This is a genomic window from Enhygromyxa salina (assembly GCF_000737335.2).
Taxonomy (GTDB): Bacteria; Myxococcota_A; Polyangia; order Nannocystales; family Nannocystaceae; genus Plesiocystis; species Plesiocystis salina_C.
This window is the reverse complement of the sequence record NZ_JMCC02000028.1, coordinates 47994-71089: the sequence shown is the minus strand read 5'-3', so window position 1 is coordinate 71089 and position 23096 is coordinate 47994. Positions and strand designations below refer to the sequence as shown.

The 23096-nt window shown below is 67.7% G+C and carries 23 protein-coding genes; 11 read left to right on the top strand and 12 right to left on the bottom strand.

The window, feature by feature from the left end; all coding sequences use genetic code 11:
• Positions 1 to 12: 12 nt before the first annotated feature.
• Positions 13 to 1446: an Ig-like domain-containing protein gene (locus tag DB30_RS12085; protein WP_165703729.1), complete on the bottom strand. Its 1434-nt coding sequence runs from the start codon at positions 1444 to 1446 to the stop codon at positions 13 to 15.
• On the opposite strand from DB30_RS12085, the gene DB30_RS12080 reads away from it, so the two are divergent.
• The gene (locus DB30_RS12080) at positions 1445 to 1783 is read left to right on the top strand and encodes a hypothetical protein (RefSeq protein ID WP_146658586.1); all 339 of its coding nucleotides are present in this window, start codon (positions 1445 to 1447) and stop codon (positions 1781 to 1783) included. The two genes, DB30_RS12085 and DB30_RS12080, sit on opposite strands and share 2 nt — an antisense overlap.
• A 1-nt stretch (position 1784) precedes the next feature.
• Here the strand turns inward: DB30_RS12080 and DB30_RS12075 are convergent, their stop codons facing one another.
• The 5 genes from DB30_RS12075 to DB30_RS12055 all read right to left on the bottom strand — a co-directional run bounded on the left by DB30_RS12075 (position 1785) and on the right by DB30_RS12055 (position 6881).
• Positions 1785 to 3008, bottom strand: a complete 1224-nt coding sequence (locus tag DB30_RS12075) for a hypothetical protein (RefSeq protein WP_052548561.1) — start codon at positions 3006 to 3008, stop codon at positions 1785 to 1787.
• A 61-nt stretch (positions 3009 to 3069) separates the two neighbouring features.
• On the bottom strand, positions 3070 to 4029 hold the full coding sequence (locus tag DB30_RS12070) for a mechanosensitive ion channel family protein (RefSeq protein WP_146658585.1): 960 nt from the start codon (positions 4027 to 4029) through the stop codon (positions 3070 to 3072).
• A 25-nt stretch (positions 4030 to 4054) separates the two neighbouring features.
• Positions 4055 to 4855: a hypothetical protein gene (locus DB30_RS12065; RefSeq protein ID WP_052548560.1), complete on the bottom strand. Its 801-nt coding sequence runs from the start codon at positions 4853 to 4855 to the stop codon at positions 4055 to 4057.
• A complete protein-coding gene (locus DB30_RS12060) occupies positions 4852 to 6384 on the bottom strand; it encodes an OmpA family protein (protein ID WP_052548559.1) in 1533 nt (510 codons plus the stop codon). The genes DB30_RS12065 and DB30_RS12060 overlap by 4 nt, the downstream gene beginning before the upstream one ends.
• A 32-nt stretch (positions 6385 to 6416) precedes the next feature.
• Positions 6417 to 6881, bottom strand: coding sequence for a hypothetical protein (locus DB30_RS12055; protein ID WP_146658584.1), 465 nt, complete (start codon positions 6879 to 6881; stop codon positions 6417 to 6419).
• Positions 6882 to 7190: 309 nt separating this feature from the next.
• On the opposite strand from DB30_RS12055, the gene DB30_RS12050 reads away from it, so the two are divergent.
• Together DB30_RS12050 and DB30_RS12045 are read left to right on the top strand one after the other, a co-directional pair.
• Positions 7191 to 8552 carry a hypothetical protein gene (locus tag DB30_RS12050; protein WP_146658583.1) on the top strand — a complete coding sequence of 454 codons (1362 nt, stop codon included), beginning with the start codon at positions 7191 to 7193 and terminating at the stop codon, positions 8550 to 8552.
• Between the two features lie 76 nt (positions 8553 to 8628).
• A complete protein-coding gene (locus DB30_RS12045; protein ID WP_052548556.1) occupies positions 8629 to 9108 on the top strand; it encodes a SpoIIE family protein phosphatase in 480 nt (159 codons plus the stop codon).
• A gap of 169 nt (positions 9109 to 9277) precedes the next feature.
• Here the strand turns inward: DB30_RS12045 and DB30_RS12040 are convergent, their stop codons facing one another.
• The 3 genes from DB30_RS12040 to DB30_RS12030 are packed head-to-tail and all read right to left on the bottom strand — an operon-like array spanning position 9278 to position 10994.
• Positions 9278 to 10126 carry a PAS domain-containing protein gene (locus DB30_RS12040; protein WP_052548555.1) on the bottom strand — a complete coding sequence of 283 codons (849 nt, stop codon included), beginning with the start codon at positions 10124 to 10126 and terminating at the stop codon, positions 9278 to 9280.
• Positions 10123 to 10572 (bottom strand): STAS domain-containing protein, encoded by a 450-nt coding sequence (locus DB30_RS12035; protein ID WP_052548554.1) that lies wholly within the window; start codon positions 10570 to 10572, stop codon positions 10123 to 10125. Before DB30_RS12035 ends, DB30_RS12040 begins: the two co-directional genes overlap by 4 nt.
• The gene (locus DB30_RS12030) at positions 10551 to 10994 is read right to left on the bottom strand and encodes an ATP-binding protein (protein ID WP_240480217.1); all 444 of its coding nucleotides are present in this window, start codon (positions 10992 to 10994) and stop codon (positions 10551 to 10553) included. Before DB30_RS12030 ends, DB30_RS12035 begins: the two co-directional genes overlap by 22 nt.
• A 362-nt stretch (positions 10995 to 11356) precedes the next feature.
• On the opposite strand from DB30_RS12030, the gene DB30_RS12025 reads away from it, so the two are divergent.
• From DB30_RS12025 to mads4, 5 genes are all read left to right on the top strand, one after another.
• Positions 11357 to 12874, top strand: a complete 1518-nt coding sequence (locus DB30_RS12025) for a phospholipase D-like domain-containing protein (RefSeq protein WP_165703728.1) — start codon at positions 11357 to 11359, stop codon at positions 12872 to 12874.
• 30 nt (positions 12875 to 12904) lie between these two features.
• Positions 12905 to 13621 carry a hypothetical protein gene (locus DB30_RS12020; RefSeq protein ID WP_146658581.1) on the top strand — a complete coding sequence of 239 codons (717 nt, stop codon included), beginning with the start codon at positions 12905 to 12907 and terminating at the stop codon, positions 13619 to 13621.
• Between the two features lie 3 nt (positions 13622 to 13624).
• Positions 13625 to 14614, top strand: coding sequence for a DUF4003 family protein (locus DB30_RS12015; protein ID WP_052548551.1), 990 nt, complete (start codon positions 13625 to 13627; stop codon positions 14612 to 14614).
• Between the two features lie 210 nt (positions 14615 to 14824).
• Positions 14825 to 16117 (top strand): methylation-associated defense system AAA family ATPase MAD3, encoded by a 1293-nt coding sequence (gene mads3, locus DB30_RS12010; protein ID WP_052548550.1) that lies wholly within the window; start codon positions 14825 to 14827, stop codon positions 16115 to 16117.
• 11 nt (positions 16118 to 16128) lie between these two features.
• Positions 16129 to 16758 carry a methylation-associated defense system protein MAD4 gene (gene mads4 / locus DB30_RS12005; protein WP_146658580.1) on the top strand — a complete coding sequence of 210 codons (630 nt, stop codon included), beginning with the start codon at positions 16129 to 16131 and terminating at the stop codon, positions 16756 to 16758.
• A 49-nt stretch (positions 16759 to 16807) separates the two neighbouring features.
• Here the strand turns inward: mads4 and DB30_RS12000 are convergent, their stop codons facing one another.
• Both DB30_RS12000 and DB30_RS11995 read right to left on the bottom strand, forming a co-directional pair.
• Positions 16808 to 18043 carry a metallophosphoesterase gene (locus DB30_RS12000; protein ID WP_165703727.1) on the bottom strand — a complete coding sequence of 412 codons (1236 nt, stop codon included), beginning with the start codon at positions 18041 to 18043 and terminating at the stop codon, positions 16808 to 16810.
• A gap of 85 nt (positions 18044 to 18128) precedes the next feature.
• The gene (locus tag DB30_RS11995; RefSeq protein WP_052548547.1) at positions 18129 to 18758 is read right to left on the bottom strand and encodes a hypothetical protein; all 630 of its coding nucleotides are present in this window, start codon (positions 18756 to 18758) and stop codon (positions 18129 to 18131) included.
• A 425-nt stretch (positions 18759 to 19183) separates the two neighbouring features.
• On the opposite strand from DB30_RS11995, the gene DB30_RS11990 reads away from it, so the two are divergent.
• On the top strand, positions 19184 to 20164 hold the full coding sequence (locus DB30_RS11990; RefSeq protein ID WP_165703726.1) for a beta-ketoacyl-ACP synthase III: 981 nt from the start codon (positions 19184 to 19186) through the stop codon (positions 20162 to 20164).
• Positions 20165 to 20179: 15 nt separating this feature from the next.
• On the opposite strand, the gene DB30_RS11985 is transcribed toward DB30_RS11990, so the two are convergent.
• Positions 20180 to 20662 carry a hypothetical protein gene (locus DB30_RS11985; protein ID WP_052548546.1) on the bottom strand — a complete coding sequence of 161 codons (483 nt, stop codon included), beginning with the start codon at positions 20660 to 20662 and terminating at the stop codon, positions 20180 to 20182.
• A gap of 234 nt (positions 20663 to 20896) precedes the next feature.
• Here DB30_RS11985 and DB30_RS11980 point away from each other — a divergent pair, with 234 nt between their 5' ends.
• Positions 20897 to 22030 (top strand): tetratricopeptide repeat protein, encoded by a 1134-nt coding sequence (locus tag DB30_RS11980; protein ID WP_052548545.1) that lies wholly within the window; start codon positions 20897 to 20899, stop codon positions 22028 to 22030.
• Positions 22031 to 22177: 147 nt separating this feature from the next.
• Complete coding sequence (gene panB / locus DB30_RS11975; RefSeq protein WP_052548544.1) at positions 22178 to 23083, top strand: 3-methyl-2-oxobutanoate hydroxymethyltransferase; 906 nt, start codon at positions 22178 to 22180, stop codon at positions 23081 to 23083.
• The last annotated feature ends 13 nt before the right edge of the window (positions 23084 to 23096 follow it).

Here is a 23096-nt window from a genome sequence, read left to right as displayed (position 1 = left end):
GGTCGGCTCGCCTCATCGGCGCTGGCGCCGACCCAGGCCAACGCCCAGGCCAAGACCCAGCAACGCGAGCAGCGGCCACGGGGCGCCGCCGCGAGGGTCGCTCACGCAGCCGCAACCCGCCCCGCCATCAGCTGGCGCGACACCGCCAGATGTGTCGGTGGCCGCTCCGGTATCCCCGTCCCCGTCCCCGTCCCCGTCCCCGTCCCCATCCGGGTCCCCATCCCCATCCCCATCGCCCGAGTCACCATCGCCAGGATCACCATCGCCATCACCCGGATCCGGATCCGGATCATGATCAGCCGGCCACTCCGGCACGATCGGCTCCGGCCCCCGCGCCCCGGTCGAGAACCGGAATTCATACCCATCGAGCGCCTCACCGTGGATCGTCTGCACCCCAGGATCCACCGTCACCGTGTAGACCGTATCCGCGGCAAAATCCTGCTGCGGGCGCAAGTGCACGACGTGGGCGTCCTGCCCGTAGTAGTGCCACAGCACCACGGGGATCGTCTCGCCCCCCTCCGCCACCACGTGAAAGCTGGCCTCGCTCAGCGGTGCGTCTTCCAGCCCCCGCGAGAACACCAGCGTCACCCAGCTCTCGATCGCGCCCGCGTCAGTCGGATGACCTGCGGCGCCGTCGGCCGGCATCGTCGCAAGCACCGGCCCCGGCAATGGTTGACCATGCGCGAGCGCCCACAACACCCGCCAGTACCGAGCGATGACCTCCCCCTCGCACGGCGGCGCCCCAGACACGTGCTCGTCGAGCAAGTGCACGCTGCCCCATGGGAACGGCTCCGCCGCCTCGGCGACCTTGTCGGGCATCTGCGAGAAGACCCCCACGGAGTTCACGGCGATCCGCAGCAGGTTCTGCCCGTCCATCATTTGCTCGGGGTCGACGTCGTAGCCCACACCGTCGTAGAGCGAGTCGAAGACCATGTAGGGCACCCAGTCGCCGGGCGCCATCATTGGCTCGAAGTTCGACATCATGATCAGATCGCTGGCCGTGTCGAACTCACCAAACGCCCCGTCGTAGAGCTTGACCCGCTCGCCATACAGCGAGTCGAACACCTGATCGGCCATGCCGTGCGAGGCCATGCCAAACAAGAACGCGAGGTGCTCGCGACCTTCGTTTGACAGCGGCGCCGCATAGCTCGAGGTGATCCAATTCAAGTAGGAGATCTGAAACGGCTCCCAGTGGGCGATCTCGGCGTAGTCGTCACCCAGCGGATAGCCGCCGTCGGGAAACATGCTCCCGTTGTCGAACATCTTTTGCAGCTCGGGCCGCATGAGGAACTCGGCGAGCGGACCTTCGGGCACGTGCGTCACTGCGTCGTGGGTGATCCACAAGTGCGTGGACTGCCCGTTCGCAAGCGCGGGCGCGGACGCCAGCAAGATCGCAGCTGCGAACAACCCGCCCACAAACCACCGCGAAGGCGATCGCGTCGCCATGAGCTGCCCTGCGTTCGCCTGGATCATTCGACGATCCTACCAGTCCCCTGAGGAGCTTGGGGATGCGGGCGTCGGCGATCTCGTGCTCGGCGGCCGGTCCGGCCTGGTGCTACCCGAAAAGCTGGGCGCGTCGTTGCATCACGTTGCGACGCGGAAACTCTATTTGGTGGGGGCTGGCCAAGTCGCCCAAATCGTACCCGTCGTCGAGAATTCACAATTAGCCATGGGCGCGGTGTTGCAGCCAACCCAAGGCCCGTATGTTTCGCCCTTTGGCCCAACCATCATCGGCGCGCTGCCACAACCACGGGATCACGAGCGCAGCCTCTTTGCCTCGTGACTCACTCGACCTCGTTGGTTGACGAGGCACACTCCGCGATCCCCAGGTGGCGCTGGTACGCACAATTCCACTCGACCAAGCGCACGGAGATCTCGGCGGCCAGCTCGGCGTCGCCGGTCTCGACGGCCTCGAGGTAATCCTCCCAGTCCACACCGTGGGCGACCGCGTCAAACCCAACTGGGCCCAGCGCCTCGCCCATGCTTCCTAGGATCACCCGGGTATAGATGACGCCCTCCCAGGTCTCGGCGATCGCTTCGGGTGTGGCGAGCTCGGCAGAGACCACCGCCTTGTCGCAGTATTTGCGGGCGCGCTTGGCAAACGCGACCGCGAGCTCGCGCTCGATCAACTTGGCGTCGATCTGATCCGCGGGCCCGTTGAGCATCATCCGCATGCGCTTTAGACCGGGGCCGTTGCGATCCGCGAGGCGATCTTCGAGGGCGTCGATCAGCCCCAGCGCTTCCGTGGCGCCGATCGCCGAGCGGGACTCTGCCTGGGCGAGGATCAGCTGATACGCGACCGCGTACATGCCCTTCTCGATCTGCTGCTTGGCGGCCTTGACCGCGGTTGGGTCCGCAGGCTCGCCGGCTCCACCGAGCTGCGCACGACCCTCGGTGAACGCCGCCGGGATGCTCGACACCCATGCTTGGCCGGCACCCGGTCGTTGCAGCGCGTCAACGCGAGCGGCCAGCGGTCGCAGCCCGGCGTTCCAGATGCAGTAGGCCTCGTCCCACGCGGCCACGGCTTCGGAGCCGCGCAGGCGATCGTCGGCGACCTCGCCCAGCAAGCGACGCATCTCGAGCAGCGCGACCACCCGTAGCTGCGTGGTGACCAGCCAACGATCGACCTGGCGGGCGGCTTGATCGTGCGCGGACATGCCGGCGAGCACCTGTTCGATCAACGCCCGATCCTGGGCCTGCCCCTCGCTGGTGCGACCAAGGTTGAGATCGGACTGCGTCACCCAGTCCAGGGAGCCCCCGAGTCGCGCGGTGAATTCGCTGGGCTCAAACGACTCCGGGAGCGCGTCGAGACCCGCGAAGGTCCGCCCAAGCTCGGCGCACTGCGAGCTGCTGCGAGCACCCAGCGACGCCTCGTCCTGGACCGGTTCGGGCACCGCACCAAGCTTCACCGACCCGCCCGCGTCGCCGCCCTGGGCTTGCTCTGGCGCCTGCTTGCAGCCACCTAGCATCAACACGAGACCAAGACCCACGATGCTCAGCGACCGCACGCGTGCATGGTTCCGCCTCACCATTGCGCTGTCAACGGGGCCGCTGTCGACGGGGCCGCTGTCAACGGGGGCCGGGTTGCGGACCCGCAGGGGCGGACGCCTCAGCAGCCGCCGCCGCCTGGGTCTCGGCCCCAGCCTCGGCCTCGGACTGTGCGCCCGCTGTCGCCCCGACCTGCACGCGCGGATACCCGATGCCGATGCCATGTTGGCGGAACAGCTTGGCGACTTTTTCTTGCACGCGCGCCCGCACGCCGTGGAAGTCGTGGCGGTTCGAGGCCCACACCAAGTAGCGCACGTGCAGCGCCGAGCTGCCCAGCTGATCGACCCAGATGACCGGCTCGGGCTCCTCGAGCACGTCGGGGTCCTCGCCTGCCAGCGCGCACAGCAGCGCGCGGACCCGATCGACGTCCTCGTCGTAGGACAGCACCAGATCGATGTTGATCCGCCGGATCGGGTTGCGCGTCAGGTTGGTGATCTCCGACTTGATCAGCGACTCGTTGGGCACGCGCACGAACAAATTGTCGAAGGTCCGCAGCTTGACCGAGAGCAGGTCGACGGACAGCACCTCGCCGGTCGTGTCGCCCACGCGGATCGCGTCGCCAATGCTGAACGGGCGCTCGCCAAGCAAGAACAAGCCCGAGATCAGGTTCGAGGCCGAGGTCTGTGAGGCAAACCCAACCGCGACGGTCAGGATCCCGGCGGCACCCAGCAGCACGCTCAGCTCGACGCCGAGCTCCTCCAAGATCATGACGCCGGTCAGCGCGATGACCGAATAGAACACGAAGCGCCGGCCGAGCATCGCCCCTTGCGCGCTGCCCCGCTTGATTGCGAAGCGAGCGACGAGGCTCCCGAGCAGCCGGGCGATCAGCAGCCCAAGCACCACGAACATCAACAAGCGCAGGCCCAACACCGCGATGTCGTCGGGATCCTTGGCCAGCAGCTGCGCGAGCCAGCCGCCCTTGGGCTTCTTGACCCAGACCGAGGTCCAGGCGGCGATTGCTGCAGTGAGCGTGGTGGTCATGGCAGGAGCTTGGCCGGCGGCGACGTCAGCCGGCAAAGACCGCGCTGAATGCCCGCGCGAGCACGTTGGTCTGGCGATCCTGACGCGAGCGCGAGACCAGCGTGACGGGCCCCGCTTCAGGTGGTGGCACCGACTCGATCCGAGCGGGGCCAGTCGCGGCGCCCGAATAGCCGATCGTCGTGGCTTCCGTCCACAGCATGCCCCGCGCGTCTCGGAACACCGACATCTGCGGCAGCGGCAGCGCCAGCCGGAGGACCTTCAACGCCTCGTCGTGATCATTGTGAACCAGCGCCGAGGTGGTGATCCGCGGACCCCGAACATCGCCCGGTTCAACCCGCGCGCGGGTGCGCGTGGCGTAACACAGCGTGCCATCCAAGGTGTTGTCACCAAACCATGTCTTTGGCGCGCGCCACACCGGCAGCTCGTCGAAGCTGGGCAACATCTGGTCGGGCTTGCCCGCGGGGCCGGGCGACCCAACCGCGAGCTCGACCCACAGCGGACTCGCCATGTAGATCGTCGCCGACTGACCGCCTGGAATGATCAGCGGCAGCTCGGGCCGGGTGACCACCGGCCGATCCGAGACCCGCGGCGTCAGGCGCAGCAGCGGAAAATCCGCTGTGAACAGAAACCGACGCAGCGGCTGCTCTGGCGGCCGCTCGACGTCATCGCGGGCGATCTCCAGCGCGTCGTCAAAAGGATCGTCGGACCAACAATGCGCCACCTGCCACTCGCGCTCGAGGTGCGTGACCCACAGGCTCAGCGCCCCGATCCGCCAGTACCGCGTTGCTCCGCTCGGGAGCTGAGTGCTGCCCCACCAGTCCGTCACTTGGCCCGACTGACCTTGATCAGCTTGAACTCGGTCCGGCGGTTCTTGGCTTGACCCTCGGGTGTGTCGTTGCTGGCGACCGGCTCTTTTTGGCCGGCCCCACGGGTCTCGAGCCGCTCGGCATCGACGCCGCCTTCGACGAGGTACTGCTTGACGCTCTCGGCCCGATCTTTGGACAGCTCGAGGTTGTGCTCGACCGTGCCCTGGTTGTCGGTGTGACCGACGATCTCGATGCGGATGTCTGGGTAGTCGGTGAGCACCTTGATCGCGCGATCGAGCACGGGCTTGGTCGCGTCGGTGATCTCGCTCGAGTCGGTGGCGAACTCGATGCCCTGGATGATGCCGCTGAACTCGCGCATCTCCGTTGGGAGCTCGTCGGGGCAGCCGTCCTCGTCCTCGAACCCGTTGTCGGTCTCCGGCTGGGTCTTGCACGCGTCGATCGAGTCGGGGATCCCGTCGCCGTCCTGGTCGCGGATGGGACAGCCGTCGGGCTCGACGCCGGCCTCGTAGGGGCAGGCATCTTCGGTGTCGAAGAAGCCGTCCTTGTCGCTGTCGCGCGGGGGGCAGCCGTCGGGCGAGACGCCGGGCGTGTCGGGGCAGTCGTCGCGCTCGTTCAAGAAGCCGTCCTTGTCCCGATCTGGATCGGGCGGCGGCGCAACCATCGGCTTGGCGCGGCCCAGCGTGAAGCTGAGGCCCGCGAGGAACTCCGCGTGGCTGGTGAACGAATTTTGCGTTGCCTGCTTGGCCGCGAGCACGTGGCGGCCCTCGACCCGCAGCGCGATGTAGCGGTGCAGGTACAGCTTGACGCCGCCACCCCAGTGAACTGCCGGGTCGACGTCATTGCCCAAGATGATCGGGTTGGACGCCACGCCCATGGCCCCGGCGCCGACGAGCACGAAGGGCGCGACGTTCCACCACGGCAGCTGGGCGATCACGTGGCCACGCGCGGCCCACAGCGGCGCGATGTCGTCGGTGCTGGTCCGCACCCGGGCGACCACGCCGGCCCCCTCGACCTCGACGCCGATGTAGCGCTCGGGGAAGAACGCGGCCCGCAGCCCGACTTCGCCGCTGACTTGCCACAGCGGCTTGTGGCCGCTGGCTGGATCGTAGAAGTCGTGGTCCCCGGCGGGGAACAGCATGCCGCCAAACAAGCCGACCTCGGCCATGAGCCGCTCGGGAGCCCAGCGCTTGATCCACGGCACATCTTTGCGGCCTTTCTCGCGGGTCTGCGCAACGATGCCGACGCGAAGCTTCCATGGGAGCGCGTCTTTGCTGGCTTGCGACGGCTCGGGCTCGGCTTTTGCCGGGCCTTCTGCCTGGCCAGATCCCTGACCAGATCCCTCACCAGATCCCTGACCAGATCCGACCGCGACCGATGCGTCGCCCGAGGCACCAGCGGCGGGTGCAGCGGCTTCGTCGGCGGGCGCAGCTTTGGCCGCCGGCGCACCAGCGTTGGCCAGCGCAGGCCAAAGCAGCGCAGCCGAGAGGCCAAAAGGAACGAGCGAAAGCAGGCGCGCTGGGGTCGTCATCGAGGGGGCTGGCTCGCGGGGGGGAGGAGCGATTACTCGCAGGCGGCGGCTTCTTCGAGGCAGCCTTGGGGCTGCGGATCCTGAGCGTTGCCGGCGATACACACCAGGCAGTCGGTGTCTGACGAATCTTCGGCACCGCAGGCGCCCTGCGCCGTGCACTGATTGCCGATGCACTCGGCCAGCTTGATCAGCTTGTAGGCTTCCTCGGTGGTCAAGCCCATGTCGCACTCCAAGAAGCACGAGAGATCTGGCTCGGCTTGGGGGTTGAGGATCAGGACGGCTTGGCAGGTCACGAGGCAGTCGATCGCGTCGCGACAGGTGGACTCGCTCGGGCCGGTCTCTTCGGCGGTCCAGTTGTCGTCGCTGCCCTCGTCGTCGGTCTCGTAGACCGCGAAGGTCTCGCCGGCTTCGCCGCTGCCCGTGTCCTCACTGGCGCGCAGCCGCTCGTCAGAGTCGAAACAGCCACCTACCACCAAGGTACAGGCCAGGGCACCCACCAGAGCCCCGATCGGGGTCCCACGGAGCGAGGCGGATTGTTTGGTCAGGCGCGCCATACCAGCGGCGACAAAGGTACCAGCATTTCCGTCGGGCGACGACAGCCCTGTCCTCGCGCGTGCGCGGGTCATCGCTCGGGATGTGATCGACCGCGACATTCATGTCATGTGCAGAGGAGAGCGCGCAGATTCGGATCTCGACCGGACACAGCGCTTGTATCGGCCGCCTTGGCCCGCCAAAATACAAGCATGTCGATCGATTGCCTTCGCGCCGCTGCCCGCCGCTCCCGCGCCAGGCTCGGAGTCCAACGGTTGATTCGGCGGCTGGGCGGTCGGGTGACGGGCGGCGCGGTGCTCGGAGCGGTGGTCGGTGTGCTCGCGGCCACCGGGGGCTGTCGGGGCGACGACATCTACTTCGACTGCGAGTACCAAGAGACCGCGTTCCGGGCTGACGCCGCGCGCGAGGGCGCGCTGCTCGATCCAATCCCGAACGGCGGCCCCTACCCCGTAGCGATCAAGTTCTCGGAGGTCGGGGTCAACAAGCTGCTCGACGGCGTCGTCGGCCAGGACGTGCCCTTCACCGGGCAGCTGCCCTTCGTCTGGTACACGGGCCCCGCCACCTTGTTCTTCGAGGCCACCTCGGCCCCGGTCATCGAGCTCGAGTCGCTCGAGGGCTGCGCGACGTGTGTGCAGTACTCGTTCGACTTCGACGCCCAGATGTTCGGCCCCAACGGGGATCCACAGGGCGCGGGGATCGGCAGCGTCAAGTTCCGGGTCCCGATCGAGCTCGAGGCCAACGGTGACGCATCGACCGTGCTGTACGCCGACTACTCGCGGCTGCGCGTGCAGGAGCTGTACCTCAGCGCGTTCGGGCTCGAGACCGAAGAGCACCCAGCCCTCGTCGAGGCGCTCGGGCTGTTCATGCAAGAGAAGATTCAGCTCGAGTACGGCAAGACGCCCCTGCTCACCCTCGACTCGTGGGAGATCGGCACCAACGACGTCCGCCTGCTCGCCCGCAAGCTGATCGTGTTCCCCGAACAAGACACCCTGGTCCTCGCGATGCAGAGCAACTTGCCGCTGCCGCCTGGCGGCGGGCTCGAGATCTCCGGTGAGATGCCCATGGGCATCCCCATGCTCGTCGACTTCGACGTCGCGATGTTCGAGTCCATGGTCGAGCGGCTCATGGACGAGGGCACGATCCCGCGGATCTACGACGAAGACGGAAAAGTCGACGAGGACGGCAGCTACGGCGTGACCTTGGACCACATCGTGGGCGGGTCCGAAGGTCAGGACTTCATGACCACGCAGTTCAAGGTCTGGCGGTTCGCCGACGGCTACTGCGGCTACGCCGTCGCGACCATGGACTTGGCCGTCGACCTGGGCGAAGACGAGGGCGTGGTGCTGACGGCCGGCGACGTCGCCGTGCTCGGTGGCCAGGGCGCTGGCGCGGTCGCTGCCCGAGAGTCAGAGCTGGTCGAAGACAACCAGGACGTGGTCAAGAATTTCCGCAAGGGCGTGGTCGACAACCTCGGCACCACGATCAACTACGACGCGCTCGGCATCGAAGGCAGCTCGATCGTGTTCAACACCCTGGCCGTCGATCTCGACGTCAACCACCTCGAGACCTGGATCGACTTCTTCGTCGTCGAAGCGCCGGAGACCCCTGATCCCTGAGACCTGCATTCGTGGCCGGCCGCGGATCGGCGAGTCGTGCAGCGGCGACGTCGGGTTCGTTCGCGCGGTCTCGGGCGTGACGTGGGTGATGCTGGTCGACGCGCTTGGTCACGGGCCCAAAGCCGCCGAGGCCGCCGCGTTGGCGGTCGAGGCCGCCGAGCAATTCACCGCCACGTTCTCGGTCGAGCGGGCGCTTGGCCAGCTGCACCAGCGGCTCCACGGCTCGCGGGGGGCCGCCGCCGCGTTGCTGCGCTTCGAGGGCAGCAAGGTCAGCTTCGCTGGGGTCGGCAACGTCGAGCTGCGGACCCTGGCCGGACCTGCGATCCCCTACATGGCGACCAACGGTGTGCTCGGCGCTCGGATGCCGCGACCGCGGGTCGGCGAGGTCGCGCTCGAAGAGCCAGGCCGCGTGCTGTTGTTCACGGATGGCATCGCGCGCGGAACCCCGATCCAATCAATGATCGCGCTGGCACCCGAGCTTCTGTGCGAGCGCTTGATCGCCGACCATTCGCTCGAGCGCGACGACGCCACCGTGCTCCACGTCAGCTATTCTTGACGGGAAATGCGTTCAGAGCCCCCTTCTTGCGTTCAGAGCCCCCTTCTTGCGTTCAGAGCCCCCTTCTTGCGGGCCACACATGCGGATGCGTACAAACGGCCCCGAGGAGCGAAGCGACCAGACGCGAAGCGGCTGCAGTCGGCCAAGTCTAAGGTCGCTGTGGGGGTCATTACTGGGTGTCGCGCAGGCGCAGCAGGCAGGCCCGCAGCGCGTCGCCAAGATCCCGGTAGGTCGGGACGCCACCAAGATCGAGCTGCATGTCCACGAGGGTTCGTGCCGTGCGCGCGCTGATTCCACAAAACACGCCTTGGGTGCCGATCAGGCGCAGCGCGCGGGTCATGCGAGCCAAGTACTGCACGGTCTCGCTGCGAAACTGCGCGCCCGTGAGATCCAAGACCGCGAAGCGCGTGGCCGTGGTTGCCACGCGATCGAGCAGCTCGGCGGTCATCTCGTTCGCGCGCTCGTCGTTGACCTCACCGATGATCGGCAGACACAAGATGCCCCGCCAGACCTGCAGGATCGGGACGCCGAGCGCTCGTATCGTCTCGGACTGGATCTCGATCAGCTCTTCGTTGCGCAGCCGCTCGGTCTCGTGCATGCGGCGCTCGGTGATGTCGGTGTGGATCCCGGCCATGCGCACCGGCTTGCCGTCGGCGTCCCACATGGCCTGGCCGCGGGCCTGGATCTCGCGCCAGTCGCCGTCCTTGGCCTTCATCCTGAACTCGACGAGATACGGCTCGCGGGCGTCGAAGTGGGCCGCGAGCGCGGCCTCGATCTTCGGACGATCTTGCGGATGAACCAGGGCAAAGAAGGCCTTGCCCGTGTGCTCGACCTCGTCGTCGGCGTAGCCGGCGATCGCCTTCCAGCGGGACGAGTAGAACGCAGCGTCCGTGACCAGATCCCAGTCCCAGACGCCGTCGTTGGTGGCCTCGAGGACCAGCCGGCTGCGAAGCTCCGATTCGGCGAGCGCAGCTGCGAGCCGCTGATTCTCAGCTCTCAGCGCCGCCGCTTCGCTCATCGCTTGGCCCCGGAGTCACTTTCGTTGGACCCACCGAGCAGGCTTCGCATCACCAGGTCGTCGTCGTCGTGGCGGGAGCGTCGGACTCGCGTGATGCCCATGGAGCCCAGCGCGTCCTCGAGGGTTGCGACGGTCTCGATCCCACGCAGCTCGATCCCCATCGCCTCCAATGTCATCGCGATCTCGGGTTTCATGCCCGACAGCACGGTCTTGGCCCCCATCATCTTGGCGGCCAGCGAGAGCCGGGCCAAGGTCGCGCACAGGTGGCTGTCGAGGGTCCACACACCGGAGAGATCAACGAGCACGCCAAAGCACTCGTCACGCTGGATCCGCTCGAGCACCTCGGTGACAAGCTCGTCCGCATGGGTGTCGCTGACGTCGCCGTGGAGCGGAACCAGCAAGCAATCCCAGAGCGGGATGCACGTCACGTAGTTGATGTCGTCCATGATTTTCGCTGTCCGTAGCGGAACGCGATCTTGACGATCGTGCCGGCGGGGCTGGTTTGGATATCAAAGACATCGGCGAGGTCGCGCGACCCCAGCAGCCCGCGACCCAAACCCGTGCGGCTGCGATACTGCCCGGCGAGGATCTCGTCGAGGTTGGAGATCCCGGGACCGCTGTCCTCGGCGATCACGACGATCATCTCATCCGAGGTGTCGACCCGAAACCGGACGCGTCCGGTCTGCGCGTAGCGAGCGATGTTGCGGGCCAACTCGCTGACCGTCGTCACGACCTTCTGCGCTTGGTACCCACGGATCGCCACCAGCTTGCAGGTCTCGCGCGCGACCATCCGCGCGTGATTGAGATCGGACTCGTTGGCGATCGGTACCACCAACTCCTCGTCGTCTGTGGTGGCGGCCAGAGTCATCTGCGGGTGCGCGACCGAGTCGAGCGCTGACAGTGTAGGGCACTCGAGGGTGCCCCTGCACGAACCCGGTCAGCGAAACCCACCACAATGGGGATGCGTGACCCGCGCACAGCGTCGAAGCTCGGCTTTGGCGCGAGCTGGCGACTTCAAAAGGGGTCCGTCTGCTCGGGTCCGAAGCCCCGCGAGCTGCCTGAGTGACGCATCGCCGCCGGTGCACACAGCGCGGGACCGTGCACGTGGCTGCCTGAGCTGCAAACGGGCGCGAAGCCCTCGCCCGCTTGCGGACCTTCGTGGACTGGTTCACCGAGGGCAGCGTGCAGTTTTCACGGCCTCCCAGCGGCCAGGCCGATACGATGGGGCCAATGCCTCGCCTCGCTTCGCTGTGTGTCGCCTCCATGCTCGTCGCTGCGGCGCTGCCAGGCTGCGAGTCGCCAGGCCCCAGCACGAGCCCCGCGAACGGCAAGCTGGAGCACGCGCGCCCGCTGCCGCGCAGCACCGGCGACCCTGCTGGCAGCATCCGGTTGGTCATGAACGATCCCACCGGCCGCGCGACCCCGGTCGACCGCTGCGAAGTCGAGGTGTGTACCTCGTTGCTCGCGCTGATCGAGGGTGCGCAGACCAGCATCGACTTCGCGGTCTACGGGGTGCGTAACCAAAGTGAGCTGCTTGCTGCGTTGGAGGCCGCGAAGGCGCGGGGGGTGCGGGTGCGAGCCGTCGTCGATCGCGACGTCGACGGTGACAACTACTACAGCAGCACGAACGCCATGGCGGCCACGCTTGGCCAGGTCCGTGATGATCGAAAGGTCGATCAGGCGCTCGAGCGCGAACAAAAAGCCAGCGACCGCGCCAACAAGTACGCGGCCGAGCCAGCGTGCGGGCGGCCCGATGGCTTCGCCGGCTACGTGCAGTGCCTGTCCTACGATCTTGGCGACCGCTGCCTGCTCGCAACCCACGCAAGTCGCGAGCCATTCAGCGCCAGCGAAGACGACGGCGACACCGGCAAGGTCTTCAACAAGATCATGCACCACAAGTTCTTCGTGGTTGACGGCCGCTACTTGTGGACGGGCTCGACCAACGTCAGCGACTCGGGCACTGGGGGCTACAACGCCAACCTGGTCGTGGTCCTCGACTCGCCCACGGTCGCGAGCTGGTACACGCGCGAGTTCGAGACCATGTGGGTCGACGGGAAATTCCACCAGCGCAAGCCCGAGAGCGGAGAGCTGCGCACCACCGTTGGCGACGCCGAGGTCCAGGTCCTGTTCTCGCCGCAAGACAAGGCGATCTCGAACGGCGTGCGCCCGCTGCTCGCGCGCGCCAAGACGCGGATCGACATCGCCGTGTTCTTCTTGACCAACAAGGCCATCACCAAGGATCTACTCGACGCGCACCGCCGCGGCGTCGAGGTCCGGGTGATCCTCGACGCGACCGCGGCGACCAACGGCTACACCAAGCACGAGCTGCTGCGCGAGGTCGGGATCCCGGTCAAGGTCGACGCGTGGGGCGGCAAGATGCACATGAAGTCGGCCGCGATCGACAACGAGTACGTGATCGCGGGCTCGATGAACTGGACCTCGGCGGGCGAGTGGGACAACGACGAGAACACCCTGCTGATCAAGAGCCCCGCGCTCGCGGCCGAGTACCACCAGGTCTTCGATCAGATGTGGGCAGAGATCCCCGAGCAGTGGGCGACCCGCAACCCGGATCCCGAGTCGCGCGACTCGGGATCCTCGTGCACCGACGGGTTCGACAACGACTACGACGGCTTGGCCGACGCCGAAGATCCCGGCTGCGGGCCCAACCCGCCGCCGATGCTCGCGTTGCCGCCGCATTGGATCGTGCCCAAGGACAAGATCACCTGCCAACACCCACCCCGGGGGTGACGCTTGCGCGCGCGCACCTATACTCCGGCCGTGCGGCATCGCCCCCGAGCGGCTTGGATGGTCGGCGCGCTCGCTTTGAGCTGGGCGAGTCCGAAGCTCGCGGCGGCGTCAGCTCCAGCCCCTGCGAGCGCGGTCGAGGGGCCGAGCGAACCCGCGGGGTCGGGGGGCACCGAGGCGTCAACACAGATCACGGCACCCGGCGCTGCCGCGCCCGAGCAACCACCCAGGATCTCCGGCACCTACTTTGGCATGACGATCTGGCCGGCGCTGAGCTGGGCCTACTCGCCGAACCTCCCGGTTCCACACAGCATGGCGCTGCCGGGCGGCGGCGGGTCCCTGCGCCTCGGCCAGGCCGTGTTTCCGTGGATGACGATCGGCCTCGACGCGAGCGGCGGCTTCTACTTTGGCCAGCACACCTTCTTCATGAAGGGCGGCCTGCTGGTCGAGCTGGGCTTCTATCCGGTGCCGCGCTACCCGTTCTCGTTTCGCGGCGGGTTTGGGTTTGGCGCTGGGCTGATCACCGATGACCGCACCGATGAACGAGGCGGCGTGGGGGGCCCGCGCTTCATGGGCAGCGTGCGCTATGAGTTCTTCCCGAACGCCGAGCGAACACGCCCGCGGCGGCCGGGCGGTTGGGTGGTCGGCCCCGAGCTGGGCTGGCGGGGGTTCACGCCCGCGGCCAAGGGCCGACCCATGAGCAACACCTTGTTGTTGGGCATCTGGTTTGGGTACTACTGGGGTCGCTGAGGCATGCCGTTTCGCAGCCACGACGCCGAGCAAGACGAGCACCTGCGCGAACCCGTCGCGCGCTTCTTCGCGCTGGATGCTGCGCTGGAGCCGACCCGGGGCATGTTCGGTGACCGAAGCGCCCAGCGCTTCGCCGCCGCCAGCTTGGTGTTGGTCCCCGGTGAGCCCGCGCAGATCGCCACGCAGCTGCGCGAGACCGCCAAGCAATTTCAGCAGCTCATGCCCTGGCGCGTCGGCTTCGCGCCGCAGCTGCACTTGATGTTCGCCGTGGCCTTGGTCCGCCACGACGACACCCCAGACGCCCTGCTCGACGAGACCAAGCGGGTCCGAAAGATCATGCGCGCGCTCGGGCTGCGCTGGGCTCCCGTCTACGAGTTCATCGCGGTGTTGGTCATGCGCACGCTGGGCGACGGGGCGCCGATCAGCGACGAGCAAGTCCAGCGCATGCGCGACATCTACGAGGCCATGAAGCAGCACCACTGGGTGCTGACCGGGCCCGAAGACTTCCCCGCCTGCGCGTTGTTGACGACCCGGGCCGGCACTCCACAGCAGCTCGCCCAGTATGCCCACGACATCTACGAGGGCCTGCGCGCGGGTGGCCGTGGGCGCGGTGACCCGCTGCAGACCGCCAGCAACCTGCTGGCGATGTTGGCCTCGGACCACTTGCCTGCGCCCGCGCTGAGCGAGCGCTTCTTGGCGTTGGTCAGCGCGTTCGAGCACGCCGGGCAGAAGATCGCGGCCAGCGAGTACGACGAGGTCGCGCTGCTGTGCTTCTTGTCGCGGCCGGTCCCGGCGATCGTCGAGACCGTCGCCGCATACAAGCAGGCGCTTGGGGCCGACATCCGGTGGTTCGAGGGCGACTACGCGTTTGGGTTTGCGACGAACTTGGCGTTCGTGCAGCTCGTGGGTGGCGACCCCGAGCTCGGGCCGATCGCCGACTTCAAGTCGTTGCTCGACATGTACTCGATCTTGCTACAAAATGGCGGCGGCTGAGCCCGTGCAGGGTTCACGCGACAAAGCGACGCGATGCCCGCCAGGTGATCAAATGGCCCCCGATGCCCGGCGCCTTCAGCCAGCCTGGCTCCCCGTTTGTGGCTGGCCTACAATCGGCACCCACAACCTCATGGCTGCGCCCACGAAACGCTCTGTCGCTGCGAAGCCGGTCAAGCACCTGCCTCGCGCCGAGCGCTCGGAGCCTCGCGCATGATCACCCGCATCGAGGCCCAGAACTATCGCTGCTTCGAGAGCGTCGCGGTGCCGCTGGATGCGTTTCGGATTATCGCGGGCTCGAATGGCTCGGGCAAGACGACCCTGCTCGATATCCCGGTGCTGCTCGGGGATCTACTGCGGGCTCGAAACGTCGCGGCTGCGTTCTTGGAGCGTCTGCCCCAGCGTGGGCCCCGGGCAACCTCCCTGGGCGAGCTCTCGTTTCGCGGCCAACAACACAGCTTCGTGCTCGCGGTCGAAGCCAAGCTCCCCCAGCGCCATGCACAGGCACTCGGGAACGCAGCGCCCAAGGCTGTGCAGAGCGATCCTGCACGCCTGCCAACGCACCTTCGCTATGAGCTTCGGCTCACGGTCCACGATGGGCGCCAGCTCGAGGTCGAGAGCGAGTACTTGTTTGCGTTCGCGGCTGGACAAGCCTACGAAGAACGGCGCCTGCCCGTGCAGGGGGAGAGCACCGAGCAGCAGGATTGGCGCTTCATCATCCGCCGAGATCACGTCCACGACGCGGCCGCGTCGGCAGTCAGCCTCACTCCCGAGCTCGCGGACGCGATCCAGCGCGAGACGCAGATCGACCGCACGCGTCTGGCCCTGACACGCCTCGAGCTCGAACCTCCCGCGGAGTTCGGCGCGGGCCGGTGGTTGCTCGAGCACCTGCAGACCGGCGCGGTGTTCTTCGACCCCAACTGGGCCACCCTGCGCCGTGCAAGCCCCCCAGGCCTGCCCAAGCCGTTGATGTCCTCGGGTGAGAACCTTCCTTGGTTGATCCTGCGGCTGCAAAACCAGGACCCCGAGCAATTCGCCGACTGGGTCGCGCACGTCCGCACGGCGCTGCCGCAGGTGGTGTCGATCGAGTTGCGCGAGCGCGAAGAGGACCACCATGTCTACTTTCGGGTTGGCTACGAGGGCGGGTTCGAGGTCACATCGAGCGGCCTCTCGGAAGGCACCTTGCGGATCCTCGCGTTGACGTCCCTGGCCTATGTGCCTGACCCTCCGCAGCTGCTGGTGGTCGAGGAACCCGAAAACAGCATCCACCCCCAGGCAACGGAGGCCATCATGCTGTCGCTGCGGTCGCTCTACGACAGCCAGGTGCTCGTGTCGACGCACTCGCCGGTCGTGCTCGCTGACAGCGAACTCGAGGAGCTCCTGATCACACGCTTGGGTCGGAACGGCGGCGCGCAGGTTCTCACCGGCCCCAGTCACCCGCGTCTGGCCACGTGGAAGGGCGGCATCGATCTCGGCAGCCTGTTCGCGGCGGGTGTGTTCGAATGAGAGAGCTACTGTTGTTGGTCGCCGACGGCCAAATGGGTGCGGCGCTCGGCGGATTTCTCGAGCGCGATGCTCTCGACCGCATTGTGGGCTGCCGAGCGTTCGAATTTGACGGGCGCAGCGATATCCGCGTGGCCAAGGGGCAAAACGACTGTGGCTTGCACACCCGCGCCGAGGAGTTGCTGCGGCCGTTCATGGGGGAGTATCGCCACGCCGCTGTCGTCATCGACGAACAATTTCCGGGTAGCCCGGGGGCCGCAAAGATCGCGGCCCACCTCGACACCCAGCTGACGCGAGCGGGATGGCCACCGCCGATCGGGTTGAGCCTCGTGGTCCGGCCGGCGGCCGATGTTTGGTTGTGGTCCGACTCGCCGCACTCGGCGATGGCCATGGGCTGGGAATCCTGGACGCAACTGCAGCCGGCTTTGGTCGCAGCGGGCTGGCTCGACGAAGGTGCAACCAAGCCAGCGCGACCCAAGGAAGCCGCAACGTGGGCCGTCCGCAACGGCGCGCGCAAGGTCAAACGCTCGGCGGCACTCTACCGAAAGGTCGCGTCGCGGGTCGCCGTAGGCCGCTGCCAGGACCCCGCGGTGCGGGAGCTAATCGCCGCGCTGCGGAAATGGTTTCCAGCGGAGGAACCATGAAGACCGAGCTTCAGCGACGAGTACGAAGGTCACCTTCGAGACCTGGGCCTCACGCGCGCCGCAGGGTCAGCAAGGTGATCTCCGAGGGCGACCCCGCGCGGTTGGGCGGCCCCCAGTAGCCGGTCCCCGCGCTCACGTAGATCTGCATGTCGTCATGCCGCGCGAGCCCGTGCACGTAGGGCTGCATCAGGTGGATCATCAAGCTCATCGGGAAGTACTGGCCCGAGTGCGTGTGGCCTGACAGCTGCAGATCAAAGCCTGCCTTCGCGGCCCCGTACACGCTGCGGGGCTGGTGCGCGAGCAACACGGCGAGGTCGTGGGCGGGCGCGTTGGCCTTGGCTTTGGCGGGGTCCGACGCGTGCGCGGGCTCGTGGCGACCGGCGCCGAGATCCGTCACGCCCGCGAGCAACAGCCGGGCCGCGCCTCGCTCGATCAGTCGGTGCTCGTTGTTCAGCACCGTCGGGCCAAGGGCGTCGATCGCCGCGCACCAGGCCGGGCCGTCCCAGTAGTACTCGTGGTTTCCGGTCACGAAGAACGCCCCGTGCTGGGCGCGAAGCTTGGACAGCCCGCCAAGCTCGGGGCCCAGATCATCGACGAAGCCATCGACGAAGTCGCCAGTCAGCGCGACCAGATCGGGCTCGAGTGAATTCGCAACGTCGACGACCTGGTCGAGCCAGGTCCCGCGGATGGTTGGGCCGATGTGCACGTCGGTCAGCTGGACGATGCGCAGGCCGTCGAGGTCGGGATGCAGATCTTGGATCGGGACGTTGACCCTCACGACCCGTGGGACCCGCCGGGCCTCGGCGAAGCCCACGACCGAGAGGCCCACGGCGCCACCGACGATCCCATAGTTGGCGATGTCGGCGAAGAACTGGCGGCGCGGCGGGGACCCAAGGCCGGGCCCGTTGTCTGGCTGGGCGTCGCTTGCTCGCGGATCCAGCCGGTCTTGGGTGGCTCGCCAGCGCTTGCGCAGCGCGAGGCCGCCCTGGGCGACCAGCCGCGGCGTGTCGACGATCATCGTCAGCGCGATCAGCAAGGTCGACACGCCCATGAACACGAAGCCAATCCACTGAAGGACGCCCAGCTCGTTGACGATCTCGAGCCGGCGACCGAACACCGCGAGCACCGGGACGATCGCCAGCGAGACCAGCACGCCCACGATCATCCGCCGCACCCAAGCGGGGTACTCGCGGCCGCGAACGATCAGGCGCCGACCGACCCAGACGTGCATGAGCGCCCACAGGCACAAGAACACGCCGAAGAACAACACGGTGGAGAGGGTCATGATGCCGGGCGTGGATCGGACGCTGGGTGCGCTCCGATCGAGCATCGGCTGCATACGCCAACTTGGCGAAAAAGCTACTGTCGGGTCAGATCAGCTCGTAGCTGAGCGCCAAGGCCCGGCCGCGCCGCTCGATCGAGAGCTCGATGTGCTCGAGCTCGGGTTCGCCGCTGGTCCAGATCGCCAGCAGCCGATCCCCCGTGCGCAGCCCCAGCAGCCAGAGCGGTGTGCCTGCGTGGATGTTGCGCAGCTCGATCGGCTCGCCTGCGCTCGCGGTCGACATCGCCGCGTCGCGGGCCTTGGCCAAGGTCTTGGCGACGACGCCGATCCGCGCGAGGTCGGCGTCGACTGGTCCGAGCGGGGCCTCGTCGAGGACGCGGCGATCGATCGTGTACGCGTAGCGATCGGTCCGCTGCACCCAGATGTCGAGATTGAGCGGCGTCGGATCGGCAGGGTGTGGATCAACCTGGGCGTGGCGGCAGCGTGGCGACGTCGCCGGGCGGGTCCGCGTCTGCTCGCGCGACTGCTGACGGATAGATAGGCTGTCTGGCTGGGATCGTGCGTCGACATGCACGATCAAGCTGGCAGGGTGCTCGGGTTGGTGATCGCTGCGGAGCTCGTGGATCAACCATCCTGCGTGGGCGCTAGCGCCGAGGAGGAGGGCCGCGAACCATGGAAGGAAGGGGGCCTTGCGACGGATGCTGCTCGATGCGTGCATGCGCGGCGGTTGTGCAAGGCGTGTACCCACTCCGATCGAACGACGACACCCGGCTCACAGCTCGTTTACGCAGGGTATTCGCAGCGAGCGGTGACAATTCGACAGCGCGCGCCCGCGGCTGGTGTCAGACCGGATCCACGCGCGCGCGCACGCCCGCGAATGAATCGCATTCACCGAGGACCACCCACGCGCCTCCAATGTGCGCTGTGGCGGTGAAACAAATTGCCCGATACCGACGCCGGATCAGCGCGGATCGTGAGAGCCCCACGTCGCCGCGTAGCTATCGCCGCGCACCCCCTTTCGCTCCACGCTGCGAACCCCCGCGCACTCGCGTCGTCACGCCCACGACGGCGTGAATTCCCCGACTACGCCTGGCCAAGCTGGCATCCGGCCGCTTATATCGCCCGCGAGGGCAGGACGACGTGGTGAAACGCTTCAAGATTCTCGGCACCGGCATGGCGGTCCCACAGCGGATCATGACCAACTTCGACATCGCGAAGTTGGTCGACACCTCGGACGAGTGGGTCACCGAGCGCACCGGGATCAAGCAGCGCCACATCGCCGACGCCGAGACCTCGTCCGCGACCCTGGGTGCCCGCGCCCTCGCCAACGCCTGCGAGCGCGCGGGCATGCAAACCGCCAACCTCGACGCGATCGTCGTCGCGACCTCGTCCCCCGACACCCTGTTTCCCTCGACCGGCTGTTGGATCCAAAACGAGCTGGGGATCCGTGGGATGCCGGCGTTCGACGTCGCCGCCGGCTGCTCGGGCTTTCTGTACGCCCTCGAGGTCGCGGCTTGCATGCTCGTGGCCGGCTCGGGCAAGCGGATCGGCGTGGTCGGGTGTGAGGTCATGAGCAAGGTCGTCGACTGGACCGACCGCAGCACCTGCGTGCTGTTTGGCGACGGCGCTGGCGCGGCCGTCATCGAGTCCTGCGAGCAAGACGTCGGCCTGCTCTCGTCCAACTGGGGCGCCGACGGCAGCCTCGCGCCGATCCTGTATCTGCCCGCCGGTGGCACCCGGACCCCCGCGACCGAGCAGACCGTGAAAGACGGCCTGCACATGGTGCAGATGAAGGGCAACACCGTGTTTCGCCACGCGGTCCGGGCCATGACCGCGGCCAGCAAGGCCGCGCTCGCGTCGGCCAATCTGACCGCGGCCGACGTCGATCTGCTGATTCCGCATCAAGCCAACATGCGGATCATGGAGGCCTGTCGACAGCGCCTGGACGTTCCAGTCGAGAAGATGATCTCGATCGTGGATCGCTACGGCAACATGTCGGCGGCGACGATCCCGATCGCCATCCACGAAGCCCGCGAAGCTGGGCGCATGCCCGACGGCTCCACTGTTGCGATGGCGGCGTTCGGGACCGGCCTGACCTGGGCGGGCGCGGTCTTGCGAACCTGAGCCAGCAGGCGGTCGCTACACCGTCGCGGCGGCGATCCAGGCGAGCAGGCCCAGCGACCCGTGTCCGCTCGCAAGCGCGAACGCGGCCACCCGCATGCGCTTCTCCGGCGCGCCAAGCAGCACCAGCACGGACATCGCCAGCCCCGCGCCCAACCACAGCGTGGCGACCTCGATCAGCTCCGGATCCCCGTCGGCGCTGAGCAACGCCCGCCCGACGAGCACCAGGATCGCCAGCGCTCCCCACCACAGCCCGCGATGCCCGACCCGCGCGACGCCGCTGCGCTGGGTCCACAGCCAGCGCGTCGCGGTCCCGAGCCCGCGCCAAGACGCACCAGCGACCAGCAGCGTGAGCGCCGACAACCGGGGCCACAACCACTTGGCACTGACGGTCGCACCCCACGCAACGCCGCGCCACGCGGTGGTCACCGCGGTCACGACCACGTGTGCGCCGTGAGCGGTCGCCTGGCGGACGGCCGCGACCGTCTCGGGATCGACCATCGGAACTCCAGGTTCACGCGCGCTCGCACCAGCGGATCCGCCCGAGCCTGCCCGCCCAGCCGTGTTTGCGCCTGTTTTGCGCGGCGAACGCTTGCCTGGCGACGTGCCCATCTCGCGCGAGTGTTCCAGCTCAGAGCGAGCGGTCAACTTTCTGACGAACCCAGCCGGCGTCGGGCTGCCGGGAGCTGGCTGCTCGCAAAAGACAGCGCCAGGTCGCGGTGGTAGCCTGACGCAGTGACTCGCGCTCGGCTGCTGCTCCCGCTGCTGTTCGGACTGTCGATGATCTTTAGCGGGACCCCTGCCGACGCCAAGAGGGTGATCGTGCGCCAGGCCAAGCCGGCTCCGCCTCGGCCGCCGCCCCCTGCCTGGGATCGCGCCGAAGAGATCGGCAACGGCGGCTACGTACCCAGCGGCCCAGAAGCCAACGCCGAGCCAGTCGCACCGGTCGCGCTCGTCGAGGCCACGGCCACGGTCTGGGCCCAGGCCGGCAGCCGCTCGTGGACGGGCTGCTCGAGCGTCGCCAGCGAGGCCTTCAACCAGCTGTTTGGCTATGGCGAAGACGTCAACAACTACCGCGAGAACCATCGCTGGGCGATCCAGGCCACCGAGTGCCCCAACGCCCCCGAGGTGCTCGCAATGGCCGCCCGCAGCGAGCTCCTGCGTCGCTTCGATCTCCCGGAGGGCCTCGACGAGGCCACCGACTTGAGCGTGATCGAGACCGGCGTGGTCGAGAGCCGCGACCACGCCCTCGCCTGGATCGACGCCGCGATCGCCGAGCAACACCGCCGTCGCGACAAGCGCAGCCTTGGGCTCGAGTACTGGCGCGGCCGGGCGCTGCTGTCCACGGGTGACCTCGTTGGCGCCCGCAAAGCGTTCGGGCGCTCGCTCGCGCGAGCCAGCGTCGAAGGTTGGAAGCTCCGCCGCCTGCTCGCGCTCACCGAGCTCTACGCTGGCAACCTCGGCGCCGCGCTGGACCTGGCCAAGCGCGCGTTCATCGACGCGCCCGAGAACGATCGGCTCGCGTCCTACTATGTGTTGGCGCTGGTGCTCGACCGGGCTGGGGATCAGGCCGGCGCCCGCGTGCGCATGCAGACCGCCCTCGATCGGGACGAGGGCAGCCAGCTGCGCGCGCTCGAGAGCGCGATGCCCCTGCACGAGCGCCTGTACGTTCGCGCCTACGCCAAGACCGTCCGCAAAGAGACCAGCGGGGCGCTGCGGCTATGGACCGCCTACCTCGCCCGACCCGAGCCAGAGGACCCCGAGCGTCGCCTCGCCGAGCGCCACCAGACCGCGCTGCGTCCTCTGCCCAGCAACCTCGGCGGTCCGGCCCACGCCAACGAGGGCGAGGCCGCCAATGCCAGGCCATGACTGTTTTCAGCTCGGGGAAGGGCTTCTCGCCCGGTTTTCAGCTCGGGCGAGGGCTTCTCGCCCGCTTGCGGACGGCATTCGTGGACTGGCTCACCGCGGGCAGCGAGCTGTTTGCAACTGCTTCTGAAACATCGTACGTGAGCTCCCATGGCTGAGTCCATTCCGCGCAAGCCCGTCACTGTGCCGGACATCCTCGCCCGCAAGCGCGACGGCGTGCCGGTCGTGATGATCACAGCCTACGACGCGACCTTTGCCCGGCTGATCGACGCGTGTGACGTCGACATCGTGCTCGTCGGCGACAGCCTTGGAATGGTCATGCAGGGCCACGAGCACACGCTCGAGGTCACCGTCGATCACATGATCTATCACGCGCGCTGCGTCCGTCGGGCGCTGCGTTGCGCTCACCTGACGGTCGACATGCCGTTCATGAGCTACCAGGCCAGCCCGGACCTCGCGGTCACCAACGCGGGCCGGCTGATCAAAGAGGGCGGCGCCGCGTCGGTCAAGCTCGAAGGTGGCGCGCAGGTGCTCCCCGCGATCGAGCGCATCGTCGCCGCCGGCATTCCGGTCATGGGCCACCTCGGGCTCACGCCGCAGAGCGTCCACGCGTTTGGTGGGTTCAAGGTCCAAGCCCGCGACGCCCAAGCAGCCGAGCGTCTGCGCAATGAGGCCGCCCAGCTCGAGCAGGCCGGGTGCTTCTCGATCGTGCTCGAGGGCATCCCCGCGGCGCTCGCCACAGAGGTCTCTGCCTCGCTCTCGATCCCCACGATCGGCATCGGCGCGGGCAATGGCTGCGACGGGCAAGTCCTCGTCATGCAAGATCTGCTTGGGCTCGACGACAGCTTCAAGCCCAAGTTCGTCAAGCGCTACGCGACCCTCGCGGATCCGGTCCGCGACGCGTTCTCGGCGTTCGCCGCCGAGGTCCGCTCGCGCGCGTTCCCGGGCCCCGAGCACAGCTTCGCCAGCAAGAACTCCCCCGTCGCCGCTGCCCCGGATCCCGATCCAAACGACCACGCCGAGCCCCCGCGCCGCGCCGGCTACGGACCTCGCTGAGCTCCGCGGGTTT